Origin of the sequence: uncultured Agrobacterium sp. (genome assembly GCA_913777615.1) — a bacterium.
GTDB lineage: Bacteria > Pseudomonadota > Alphaproteobacteria > Rhizobiales > Rhizobiaceae > Agrobacterium.
In genome coordinates this window covers 88,161-100,343 of record CAJYTK010000021.1, presented here as the reverse complement: position 1 = coordinate 100,343, position 12,183 = coordinate 88,161, and the positions used below count along the sequence as shown (strand labels likewise).

At 56.1% G+C, this 12,183-nt stretch carries 11 protein-coding genes; 5 read left to right on the top strand and 6 right to left on the bottom strand.

The window, feature by feature from the left end; translation table 11 throughout:
- Positions 1-86: 86 nt before the first annotated feature.
- From QZ862_RS18850 to QZ862_RS18835, 4 genes are read right to left on the bottom strand one after another with little or no spacing between them, the layout of a single operon-like run.
- Positions 87-1,700 carry an ABC transporter ATP-binding protein gene (locus QZ862_RS18850; protein ID WP_296101346.1) on the bottom strand — a complete coding sequence of 538 codons (1,614 nt, stop codon included), beginning with the start codon at positions 1,698-1,700 and terminating at the stop codon, positions 87-89.
- Entirely contained in the window at positions 1,697-2,521 is an 825-nt protein-coding gene (locus QZ862_RS18845; protein ID WP_296019702.1) for an ABC transporter permease, read from the bottom strand. Before QZ862_RS18845 ends, QZ862_RS18850 begins: the two co-directional genes overlap by 4 nt.
- Positions 2,518-3,465: an ABC transporter permease gene (locus tag QZ862_RS18840; RefSeq protein ID WP_296101345.1), complete on the bottom strand. Its 948-nt coding sequence runs from the start codon at positions 3,463-3,465 to the stop codon at positions 2,518-2,520. The genes QZ862_RS18845 and QZ862_RS18840 overlap by 4 nt, the downstream gene beginning before the upstream one ends.
- Positions 3,465-5,021 carry an ABC transporter substrate-binding protein gene (locus QZ862_RS18835; RefSeq protein ID WP_296101344.1) on the bottom strand — a complete coding sequence of 519 codons (1,557 nt, stop codon included), beginning with the start codon at positions 5,019-5,021 and terminating at the stop codon, positions 3,465-3,467. The genes QZ862_RS18840 and QZ862_RS18835 overlap by 1 nt, the downstream gene beginning before the upstream one ends.
- Positions 5,022-5,259: 238 nt before the next feature.
- Here QZ862_RS18835 and QZ862_RS18830 point away from each other — a divergent pair, with 238 nt between their 5' ends.
- Positions 5,260-5,526, top strand: coding sequence for a cyclic nucleotide-binding protein (locus tag QZ862_RS18830; RefSeq protein WP_296019710.1), 267 nt, complete (start codon positions 5,260-5,262; stop codon positions 5,524-5,526).
- A 6-nt stretch (positions 5,527-5,532) separates the two neighbouring features.
- On the opposite strand, the gene QZ862_RS18825 is transcribed toward QZ862_RS18830, so the two are convergent.
- Complete coding sequence (locus tag QZ862_RS18825) at positions 5,533-6,423, bottom strand: LysR substrate-binding domain-containing protein (RefSeq protein ID WP_296019713.1); 891 nt, start codon at positions 6,421-6,423, stop codon at positions 5,533-5,535.
- Positions 6,424-6,532: 109 nt separating this feature from the next.
- Complete coding sequence (locus tag QZ862_RS18820; protein ID WP_296101343.1) at positions 6,533-6,826, bottom strand: hypothetical protein; 294 nt, start codon at positions 6,824-6,826, stop codon at positions 6,533-6,535.
- A 149-nt stretch (positions 6,827-6,975) separates the two neighbouring features.
- Here QZ862_RS18820 and dinB point away from each other — a divergent pair, with 149 nt between their 5' ends.
- The 4 genes from dinB (at position 6,976) to QZ862_RS18800 (ending at position 12,180) form a co-directional block, all read left to right on the top strand.
- On the top strand, positions 6,976-8,073 hold the full coding sequence (gene dinB, locus QZ862_RS18815) for a DNA polymerase IV (protein ID WP_296101342.1): 1,098 nt from the start codon (positions 6,976-6,978) through the stop codon (positions 8,071-8,073).
- 30 nt (positions 8,074-8,103) lie between these two features.
- On the top strand, positions 8,104-8,853 hold the full coding sequence (locus QZ862_RS18810; RefSeq protein WP_296101340.1) for a DNA polymerase III subunit epsilon: 750 nt from the start codon (positions 8,104-8,106) through the stop codon (positions 8,851-8,853).
- Positions 8,850-9,197, top strand: coding sequence for a hypothetical protein (locus QZ862_RS18805; RefSeq protein ID WP_296101339.1), 348 nt, complete (start codon positions 8,850-8,852; stop codon positions 9,195-9,197). Before QZ862_RS18810 ends, QZ862_RS18805 begins: the two co-directional genes overlap by 4 nt.
- A gap of 1,168 nt (positions 9,198-10,365) precedes the next feature.
- Positions 10,366-12,180: an ABC transporter ATP-binding protein gene (locus tag QZ862_RS18800; protein ID WP_296101338.1), complete on the top strand. Its 1,815-nt coding sequence runs from the start codon at positions 10,366-10,368 to the stop codon at positions 12,178-12,180.
- Positions 12,181-12,183 lie beyond the last annotated feature (3 nt).

The following is a 12,183-nucleotide window of genomic DNA, read 5'->3' as shown; positions in this document are numbered from 1 at the left end:
ATTCCAGTCAGATCAGAAGCGCTGGCAGGTAACCAGCGCGAAAATTACAAATCCCCGACGGCGATGCTGGATCGCCGCCGTTTCGATCATGCGGCGGAGATGCTTCGCTTTGAAAGGACGTCATCAAGCCAGTCGCGCCGCAGTTCCGGCACGGAGGTGATAAGTTGCTCGGTGTAGGGCTGGTGGGGCGGCGCAAAGACGTCTGCGGTGGGACCTGTTTCAACGATCCGGCCATGCTGCATCACCATCGTCCGATCAGCAAGCCTGCGAACCACGCCCAAATCATGGGTGATGAACAGGTAGGAAACCGAGAGTTCATCTTGCAATGAACGCAGCAATCGTAAGATTTCCTCTGCCACCAGCGGGTCCAGCGCCGACGTCACCTCATCGCAAATGATAAGATCAGGACGGGCTGCCAGGGCTCTGGCGATACAGACACGCTGCTTCTGCCCGCCGGAGAGTGCCTTTGGCAGGCGCTCGGCAAAGTCTCTCGGCAGTCCGACAAGGTCCAGTAAACGCTCGACCTCCGAAGTTCGCTCGTCATCCGTCATCTTGAAATAGAAGGTCATCGGACGGCCGATGATATCGCCAACCGTTTGGCGAGGATTAAGGGCAACATCGGGAAGCTGATAAACCAACTGAACCCGGCGAAGCTCTTCCCGGCTCCGTTTCTTGTAACTGTCGGCAAGCCGGTGACCGGCAAGAGAAACCACGCCCGAAGAATGGGGCGGCAAACCTGCGATAACGCGGGCGAGCGTGGATTTCCCCGAGCCGGATTCTCCGACAACGGCCAGCGTTTCGCCGCGGCGCAGTGTCAGATGAATATTGTCCAGAACCTTCTTTCGTCCGTAATAGGAGGTGACATCACGCACCTCAAGCAGGACCTCACCACTCTTGTGGTGCGCGTCTTGCCCCGACATGGTCGTTTCGCGTTCAGAAACTAGCCGCCTGGTGTAATCTTCCTGGGGGTGCTCCAGAATTTGCTCGGCAGTCCCTTCCTCGACCCGTTTTCCATGGCGCAGCACCATGATGCTGTCAGCCACCTGTGCCACGACCGCCAGATCGTGCGTGATGTAGAGCGCAGCGGTGTTATAGCGCTGGATAAGATTGCGTAGCAGGGCGAGAACCTCGATCTGCGTAGTCACGTCAAGCGCTGTGGTCGGCTCGTCAAGCACGAGGATATCGGGACGACATGACATGGCCATGGCCACCATGGCGCGCTGCAACTGACCGCCGGAGACCTGATGCGGATATCGGCTACCAAAATTGAGGAAGTCAGGAAGTTGAAGCGCTTCGAGCAATTCCAGCATCCAGGCTTCTGCCTCTTGCCGGTTCATGATGCCGTGGTAGAGCGGACCCTCGATAATCTGTTCACCGATCTTCATTGCCGGGTTGAATGCCGCAGCAGCACTTTGTGCAACATAGGCGATGCGTGCTCCACGAACCGCTTCACGTCCGGCACGACCTGCAGTCATCAAAGATACGCCATCAACGACAATCTCTCCGTCGATGATCCGGCAACCATTTCGACCATAGCCCATCGCTGCGAGGCCTATGGTGGATTTGCCCGCCCCCGATTCACCGATCAGCCCTTTGACTTCGCCCTTCGCCAGATCAAGATCGATACCATCGACCAGAACGGCGCCGTTCGGTGCAGCGACTTTCAAGCCGAGGATTTTCAGAACCTTGCTATCGCTCATCGATCCGCTCCTTGAATTGCGCTTCGTCCGGCCAGCAGCCAGTCAGCGACAAGATTGACGCCGATGGTGAGAATGGCGATTGCGGCTGCAGGATAAAGCGGCGCATAGAGCCCATAAAGAATAGCCTGCTGGTTGTCTTTCACCATGCCACCCCAGTCCGCAAAGGGTGGTTGAATGCCAAGTCCCAAAAATGAAAGACCGGCAACAAAAAGAAAGGTGAAGCAGAAACGCAGACCGAATTCAGCAATCAGCGGCGGAAGCGCGTTGGGCAATATTTCCTTGAATACCAGCCATAACAGGCCTTCTCCACGCAAGCGTGCCGTTTCGGCATATTCGAGAACATTGATACCCTGAGCGACGATACGCGCCAGGCGAAATACACGGGTGGAGTCCAGCAAGGCAATGGTGACGATAAGGACTGGTATGGACGAACCCAGCGCCTGCAACACGACAAGAGCCGAAATCAACACGGGAATGCACATGACGGTATCGACGATGCGCGAAAGAACGGTATCGAGCCAGCCGCCGAAGATGGCTGCAATGAAACCAAGCGTGATCCCGATCGTAAACGACAGCAAGGACGCAGCCAGCGAAACACCGATCGACATTTGCGCGCCAGCAAGGATACGCGAGAGCATGTCACGCCCGTTTTGATCAAGACCGAACCAATGTGCAGCCGAGGGTGGATCGAAGGGTGATCCGACGATTTCTTCTTGGCCAAAAGGCGCGATATGCGGCCCGGCCAAGAACAGGATGAGATTGAAAGAAATGATGAAGAGGCCGACCCAGGCGGTCGGGGTAACTGAACGCAAAAATTTCATCGGGCGTGCCTCAGGCGCGGATTGAGCGCGATGGCCGAGACATCGGCAATGATGTTCAAAATGACGTAAGCGGTGCCGAAGACGAGCGCCGCAGCCTGAACCAGCGGCAGGTCGCGCTTGGAAACGGCATCGACCATGAAGCGACCTAGTCCATTATAATTGAAGACAGCCTCGACAAGCACGACGCCGGTAATGAGATAAGCGATGTTGAACGAGACGACGTTGACGATCGGGGCTGCTGCGTTGGGAAGCGCGTGGCGCAGGACAGCACGCTTGGTCCGCAGTCCCTTGAGATAAGCGGTTTCCACATAGGCCTGATCCATCACGGCTAGAACGGCGGTCCGGGTCATCCGCAACATCTGAGCCACGGTCACCAGAACCAGTGTCAGAGCCGGAAGCGTCGTCGCCTTCAGCCAGTCGGCAAATCCCATGCCCGGATAGGTATCCGCCAGGCTTGGCAGCAGATTGTATTGTACGGAGACGAAGAGGATAAGCAGAAGACCCAGAAAATACTCCGGGAGCGACACGAAGGCGAGCGCAACAATGTTGACGGCCCGGTCGAACAGGCTTCCTCGCCAGATGGCGCTGAACAGACCCAGGACCACCGCGACCGGCACCGATATGACGGCCGCGTAGAAAGCGAGCGCCATGGTATTCCAAAATCTGGGCCACAGAAGATCTGCTACCGGCTGGCGGTTGGCGAGAGAATTACCGAGGTCGCCGGTCATAAACCCGCCGAGCCATGCCAGATAGCGATGCAAGATGGGTTGATCGAGGCCGAGTTCGGTTCGCAAGACCGCGAGAGACTCAGGCGTTGCGTTTTGTCCGAGTATCGCTGACGCCACATCACCGGGTAGAAGCTGTGTGCCGGCGAAAATCAGCGCCGACACGAGCAAAAGCGTCAGAATACCCAAAGCGACGCGCTTCAGGATGAGGATAGTCATTACGCGTCCAACCAGACCTTTTCAGCAAGACGAGCACCCATGAAATTGAACATCGGGTGTGTGGTTACGCCTTTGAGTTTCTTGGAGGTGGCGTCAAGATAATCGCCGAACATGGGTATCATCGCGCCGCCCTCGTTTGATATCAGAGCCTGCAGCTCGGCGTAGATTTCCTTGCGCTTGGCATCGTCCAGAAGCGCACGAGCCTCCACCAGCTTCTTGTCGAAGGTCTCGTTCTTCCAGTGTGTGTCGTTCTGCGCCGAGGTCGACTGGTATGCAATGGTCAGCATCTGGTCGGCGGTTGGGCGACCGCCCCAATAGGACATGCAGAAGGGGGCCTTCATCCAGACATTGTCCCAGTAACCGTCCGCAGGCTCGCGCTTGATGGACACGTCAATGCCACTCTTCGCCGCACTGGTACGGAAAATTGCCGCAGCGTCGACCGCGCCGGAAAATGCTGCGTCGGAGGCGGAAATCTCGACTTTCAGCGTGTTGAGGCCCGCCTGCTTCAGATAGAACTTCGACTTCTCCGGATCATAGGGCCGCTGTGGCAAATCGGCGGCATAAAAGCGGTCGGAACTTGGGATCGGATGGTCATTGCCGATGCGACCGTAACCCCGCAGAGCCGTCTTCAAAAGCTGCTCGCGATCGATGGCGTGCTTGATCGCGAGACGGATGTTGTTGTCCGTATAGGGAGCCTGCGTGCAATCCATCAGGAAGGTGAAGTGCTGTCCGCCTGCCGACTGAACGATGTTGAGATTTGGATTGCGGCGCAACAGATCGACAGTCTTGAAGTCAAGTTGGTTGATCGCGTGGACCTGACCGGACATCATCGCGTTGGTGCGTGCAGCAATATCGTTGATAACGATCACTTCGACAGCGTCGACATGAGCGGCATTCGGCTTCCAGTAGCTTGGATTGCGCGTAAAGCGCGAGCGGACACCTGGATCATAGCTTTCGAACACGAAAGGACCTGTGCCGACGGGCTTGTTGAAATCCGTCCAGCCTTCGGGAACGACAAGGAAGTGATAATCCGAGAGGATGTAGGGAAGGTCAGCGTTCCCGCTTTCCAGGACGATCTTGATTTCGCTATCCGAAACTTTCTCGACCGTTTTCAAGGCCGAAGCAACCGATCGGGCCGCAGACGTCGTTTCACCGCGATGGAGATTGATAGAGTAGATTACGTCCTCGACCGTCAAAGCCTTGCCGTTGTGGAACGTCACGCCTTGACGCAGCTTGAACACCCACTCTTTCGCGCCCGGCTGCGCTTCCCAGCTTTCCAGAAGCTCTGGAACGGCGTGGTTGTTCGCGTCGATCTCGACCAGACCATTCATGATCATGAAGGCTTGATTGACCGGAACCCAGTCTTTCAGAATCCGTGGATCGAGATTATCGGTGGTGCTACCTCCTCCGATACCAAGCTTCAGGACGCCGCCTTTCTTGGGGGTCTGAGCATCTTGAGCGTTTGCTTGTGTAATGAAGCCAGCTGAAAGTGCGGTGAGACCGGCTGCCCCGATGAGAAAGCTGCGTCGATCAATCGAAAAAGGGGAGTCAGTCATATCGCGGTTCCCTGTTTTTATCGTAACCGGTCGTGGGCCGGCTGTCGGGGGTCTGGCCTATCGTACTCAGCGGTTCGGCACTAGAGAGAGAGCCCTTTACGGGGGTATGATTTTTGCGCATGGGGTCATGAAATCAAAGCGTATTTGCTTGTTTGCGAAGCGGAGTAAACGAGCGTGGCCGGAGTGAGCCGGCGTCGCGAAGCCCTTGGAAAAAGGGCGACCTACGGAGTGAACACAAATGGGGCTTGCGGACATTGTTGGCCTTGCAGGAGCAATTTTCTATCTCATCGCATATGCTTTGCTGCAGTTGCGCATTCTCAACATCGAAGATGGCCGCTACACTCTCTTGAATGTTCTTGGTGGCGTCCTTCTGATCTATTCATTGATATGGAATTTCAATCTCGGTTCCCTGATATCGCAGGTCGCCTGGCTGATCTTCACCCTCATAGGCTACGCACGCTTCATGTTGGACCGGCGACGCAAGGCTCGGCTTCTTCCAGCGTGACACCGCTTAGCGCGCGGTCTGCTTGTTGTTTTCGATCAACCAGTCGGCAACCTCACGCACAATTCTGCGCTGATGCCGGTCTGCTGGACGCATGAGATAAAAGCGTCCCTCAGATCGCATCGTGTGGGCATGTACAGGAATGAGAACACCACTATCCAACTGATCACGGATCAGCCATGTCCATCCAAGTGTCGTGCCCAGTCCTTCAGATGCGGCGGCGACGCAAAGGCCATAATCGCCAAGCTTCCAATGCACTGCGTCCTGGGGTGGCGACATCGTCGACGAGCGCCACCAATTATCCCAATCTTGCCACTCCCGCATGGAGTCTTCAATAGAGATAAGCACTGGCGCCTTTTGCTCTTCCAACATAAGAGCGCCTTGTCCGGACACGGGAACGACCTCTTCCTGACCGAGTTCAGCCAGCCAGACGCCAATCGGTCTCTCTTTTCGGTAGAATATTGCGAGGTCGAATTCGTCGAGGCGCAGATGAGCGACATCATCCGTCACACGCAATCTAAGCTCCAGCCCCGGAAGATCCTGCTTTAGCTTCTTAAGACGCGGCATAAACCATTGGTCCGCGATGCCGCGAGAGCAGGCGATGGTAATCTGGCTGGCGCCCGTCCACAATCTGACGCCATCCGTGACGCTTGCGATATCCAGGATCAACCTGGAGACATCGATGGAGTAGTTCTCTCCGATCGTTGTTAGCCGCACGCCTGTTGGCACACGCTCGAACAGCTTGGATCCGATAAAGGCTTCCAACTTGCCGATCTGGCGGCTAACCGCACTTTGGGTCAAACCGAGTTCAACGCCCGCTCGGGAGAAGCTGCCGAGACGAGACGCGGCTTCGAAAACAACCAGCGCTTCAAGCGGCGGCAACCTGGAGAACGTCTGCATCTTGATCCTAAACAGTGATGCGACATCAAATACATCCACATCGCAGGATCAGCAATTACGTTGTTAGCCAATTAGAGCAGAGCCCGTTTCAGAACAAGCTCAGCGGCATTCATCTGTTCGAGACGCGAAGTGCTCCGACATCGCCAAAGCTACGTTGGACGGCTTGCATCTGGTCTGGCGCAATATCGACCGACACTTCAATCTCACCTTCGTGGGGAGCATCGGAGCGCGAAACATCGCCACGTGAGGATTCCGTCCCCGTCGTATTTTCATTCGACGCCGACTGAATGAAAATATCGGGCCGGGCAATGCCATGCTGTTGAACCAAATGCTCAACTGCCAGATCCGCGGCCTCGCGGGTTTCGAAGGTGGCGCGAATAGTACTCGTAGCATTCTCTGCCATTGTGCTCTCCCGTAAAATGTCTCAGCTGGCAAACTCCTCGTGTGCTCTATGGTTTCATGAAGAGATAAACTTATGGTCCGAATATCGTTGCGGGCGGCGTAACATCTGACTATGTTCCTCTTTTGTTCGAAACCATATCGACGGCTTCAATGAGTTCCATCGACCCCTCGCAGCCACGCAAGATCATCCATGTGGACATGGATGCATTTTATGCCTCCGTCGAGCAACGCGATAATCCCGATCTTCGCGGCAAGCCTCTTGCCGTTGGTGGCGCTGCGGCGCGCGGCGTCGTCGCGGCGGCAAGTTATGAAGCACGGGCGTTCGGCGTTCATTCGGCCATGCCCTCCGTGACCGCGGCGCGCAAATGTCCCGATCTGATCTTCGTCAAACCGCGCTTCGAGGTCTATCGTGCCGTATCACAGCAAATTCGGGAGATTTTTGCCGAGTATACGCCATTGATCGAGCCCCTCTCGCTCGACGAGGCATATCTTGATGTCACGGAGAACTTGAAACACATGCCGATCGCGACCGAGATTGCGTTGGAAATCCGCTCGAAGATCAAAGACATCACCGGCCTTAACGCATCCGCCGGCATTTCTTACAATAAGTTCCTCGCCAAAATGGCCTCCGATCTCAACAAGCCCAATGGCCAAGCGGTCATTACGCCAAAGAACGGGCCAGTATTTGTCGAGAGGCTCGCGGTGAAGAAGTTCCACGGAGTCGGACCAGCGACCGCCGAAAAGATGCGCAGATTGGGGATCGAAACAGGCGCCGATCTCAAGCAGCAGTCGCTGGAGTTTCTCACCAAGCACTTCGGCAAATCTGGGCCCTACTTCTATGGCATCGCCCGCGGCATCGACGAGCGCAGGGTTCGGCCCGACCGAGTTCGGAAATCCGTGGGTGCCGAAGATACGTTCATGCAAGACATTGACGATCTCGATATTGCCGCCGCCGAGTTGAAACCTTTGACCGAAAAAGTCTGGGGTCACTGCCACACGAAGGGTTTCAGCGGAAAGACGGTGACCGTCAAAATCAAGTATTCCGATTTCACTCAGGCGACGAGAAGCAAGAGCAACGCCGTGCCATATGCGAGTTGCAAAGCCATCCTCGAGACGGCCACAGGATTGCTTGCTACAGTCTATCCTTTCAAACGGCCCGTTCGCCTGCTTGGCGTGACACTTTCCTCTCTCACCAGCGAGACCGGCGAGGATGATGGGGAACAACCTCAGCTCGGCTTCGATTTATGAGCAATAAACAAGCTTGGAACCGACCTGGACATGTCAGAACCCCTAATCCGCGTCATCGATCTGGAAACCGCTGGCAATGGCGCGAACGATGTTTGCGAAATCGGCTGGCAAGATGTGGCCCATGACGTTGGAGGCTGCTGGGCACTGACAGAGAACCGTGGCGCACTTTTCGTCAATCCGGGACGTCCGATCACGACCGAAACGATGGCAATTCATCATATCCTCGATGAGCAGGTGGCCGACGCACCGTTCTGGAAAGACTTGGCTCCACGTGTCCTTCGCCCTGAGGGCGGCGTTGTCGCCTTGGCCGCTCATCGCGCAGCGTTCGAACAACGATATTGCACCGATCGGCTGACCGGCGGTTTGCCTTGGATCTGTACATGGAAATGCGCTTTGCGGCTGTGGCCGGACCTACCACGCTTCTCCAACCAGATGTTACGCTACCAGAGGATGCCGGAAGGCCTGGTCCATGAAATCGGTCTCCCTGCGCATCGCGCCATGCCGGATGCTTACGTGACCGCTCACCACCTGCGCGACATGCTGAATATCGCCCCGTTCGATCAATTGGTGGCGTGGAGCGCCGAACCCGGACTTTTGCCGCGCGTGCCTGCCGGTCCGGACAGAGGAAAGGGCTGGGATCGCCTCACTGACGAGGCGCTTATGGGATATCTTCGCGATCGCGATGGCGATGTGCGCTTCAGTGCCCAGACCGAGTTGACGAAACGCGGCGCACTTGCCCCTGCAGTGGCCGAAACGCCAGCTCAGGGCTCGCTACTATGAGCAACCGCTCGACATCCACTCAATATCCTTCGACCCCAGATGGGCGATACTTCGTGGTTCGCGGGCGACTGTGGCGCAAAAGCAATCCGGCTCTGGACGAAGAGACGCGAGCGCAGCTGGTGAAGGAACTGATGGCTGCAAGAGCAGCCGTGCGGCACTCAAAGGAAGAGCCCGGCAAAATGACCCTCGCACGACGGCGTGTTGATCGGGCGAAGGTTGCGCTTGGTGAACGTGGGCCAGTGTGGTGGCGTGATGGAGAGCCGGATCTCAATCGGCATCTCGTGAAAAACACTGTTTATGCGCGTTGGTTCTCTCAGCTTCAGGACCATAGGGACACGACATAGACGAGGAATGATGGCGACCGTGGCGCGGCAGATCCGCCGGTTTCAGTATGGACAATGGAACTATGCCGTATGCGCCGTGTTAGGAGGCGCTTGGATACTTGGCAGACCTCCATCCAAGTTTATTAATGTTCGGCCCATTTTCAATTTCATCGAAACGATCCGGTACAATGCTCGCCTTCATTCAAGATAACGCACCTGTCGTGTCTGCGGTGGCGAGCATCGGCACTTTGTTCATCTGGGCCGTCTATCTCCACATCTTTCTTGCAGGGCATCAGCGGTAGATCAAGCCGATGCTTGTCGTCAACCGGAGCGAAGGCCGTACGCTGGAGGCGCGCTGTTTCGTCACGAATATGAGCAGGGAGCCCGTTCACGTACAAAGTGTGGTCGCAACCGTCAGGACCGACAGCGATACCCACTCTGCCCACATCACCGGCGCTGAAGATATTCGAACGTCAGGGACAAAAACCGGGTGGCAGCGAATGACCAGACAGGGACCTCTCCTACCTGGGACAATGGTCGATATGGGAACATTTGCCTGCATCTTGGATTACGCCACACAGTCTTGCTCCGACGACCGACGCTTTCTCGGTTCCAAACTGGAAGCACAGGCGATCTCAATGGAGATCACCATCCTTGGGATCTATAGCACTGAAGACCTGTTGATAGGCGCTTCGCGAACGTTCGAATTCGATCACGCGAGAACGCCCGTGGAACTTAGGGCGACGACCGCTCTTACCCGGCAGATCAGAAGAAAAAGCGAGCGCAAGAGATTGCTGCGAGAGCTTGATCGGCAACTGTAGAAGATCAGACCGGATAGCCACCACAACTGCCGCATCGGCGGCGAAAAAATTCTAAGGACCAGACCCTACACGTCTCCGATAAAAGCCCGCCATCGTTTGAGCTCAAACCACAAGCAACTGACTATTTGTAGAGCAATATACAAAAATTGTTCAACAGGATGGACAGGATTGTTCTCCTTTGTTAGCGTCTGGCTGTATTGCGGAGGGGGCGAGTGCAATGCTGATCATCGGCTTCAAAAACAACGGTTTGAACAATTCGCGCGACTGGGCGACAGGCGAAGAGAACGCTGAATGCGCTACTTCTGACGCCTTGGCATGATCCTTGCAGCCTCGCTTCTCATATGACTATGTCGAAGGAAACTACCTCTATGGACGACAGCAAGCCGCTCCTCTCGGTCGAAGGCCTTAGTGTCGAATTCGGTAACAGCCGTGTCGTGGACGATCTTTCGTTCAAGGTGCGATCGGGGCGGACCGTCGCCGTCGTCGGTGAATCAGGCTCTGGTAAATCAGTGACCTCGCTGTCGACCATGCGTCTGGCTGACATGATGGGTGCGACCTACCCGAGCGGGAAAATCCTTTTCCAGGGCAGGAACTTGCTGACCGCTTCGCAAAAAGAGATGAGGTCGATACGCGGCAAGGAGATCGCCATGATCTTTCAGGAGCCGATGACCTCTCTCAACCCCGTTTTTACCATTGGTGATCAGATCTGCGAAGTTCTGATGCTGCACGAGAAGCTCGGCAAGCAGGCTGCGATGGCACAAGCTCAGTCGCTTCTGGAAATGGTGCGACTGCCAGACGCGGCAGAACTCCTGAAACGATACCCGCACCAGCTTTCCGGTGGCATGCGCCAGCGCGTGATGATCGCCATGGCGCTTGCCTGCCGCCCCAAGCTGTTGATTGCCGACGAGCCGACGACAGCACTCGACGTGACCATCCAGGCGCAGATCCTCAACATCATGCGCGACCTGCAACAAAAGCTGGGAATGGGGATGGTCTTCATCACCCACGACATGGGCGTGGTGGCTGAGATGGCCGATGATGTTGTCGTCATGTGGAAGGGTAAAAAGGTCGAGGAAGGTCCGGTCAAGGATGTCTTTGCCGATCCGAAACACCCTTATACGCGCGCACTGCTTTCCGCAGTCCCTCGCCTTGGCAGCATGGAAGGCCAGGATTACCCCAAGCGCTTGCCGCTGACCGTTTTACAGGACGGGGAGCCTGTCACCCTCGGCGAAGAGCGTGTCCAGGACACGGCAAAGTACGATCAAAAGCCGCTTCTCTCTGTTAAAGATCTCTTTGTACGGTTCGACATCCGCAAGAACCTGTTCGGCAAGCCCACCCATCGCCTGAGTGCCGTCCAGAAAGTGAGTTTCGATATTCACGCGGGAGAAACGCTTGCACTCGTGGGAGAATCCGGCTCGGGTAAATCCACCATCGGCCGTACGATCCAGCAGCTGCAAAACGCCGTGTCGGGTGAAATTTCCTTCAACGGTCGCCACTACTCACAAATGTCTGCTGACGAGCGCTTCCGTATGCGCCGTGACGTACAATATATATTCCAGGACCCCTTTGCCTCACTCGATCCGCGAAAGACGGTAGGTTTTTCGATTGCCGAGCCGATCCGCACCCATGGTTTGATAAACGACACTAAAGCGGTGAACGCGCGCGTGGACGAATTGCTGGAGCGTGTGGGATTGAGCTCCGAATACGCTTCGCGATATCCACATGAGTTCTCGGGCGGTCAGCGCCAGCGTGTTTGTATTGCCCGTGCGCTCGCCTGCGATCCGAAGCTCATCATTGCTGATGAAGCTCTCTCTGCGCTCGATGTCTCCATTCAGGCGCAGATCATCAATCTCTTCATGGATCTGCAGGCCGAAAGAGGTCTCGCCTATCTCTTCATCAGCCATGACATGGCTGTGGTGGAAAAGATGAGCCACCGCGTGGCCGTGCTTTATCTCGGCCAGATCATGGAAATGGGCAGCCGCCGTCAGGTTTTCGAAACGCCGACGCATGACTATACCCGCCGCCTTCTGTCCGCAGTTCCGGTTGCCGACCCGACCGTGGAGCGTCGCATCGCCATGATCGAAGGCGAAATACCCAATCCAGTGCGCCGCGTCGGAGATGAGCCTCCGATCCTTACGCACCGGGAAATCAAGCCAGGTCACTTCATCGCTCAAAGTGCCTGACCA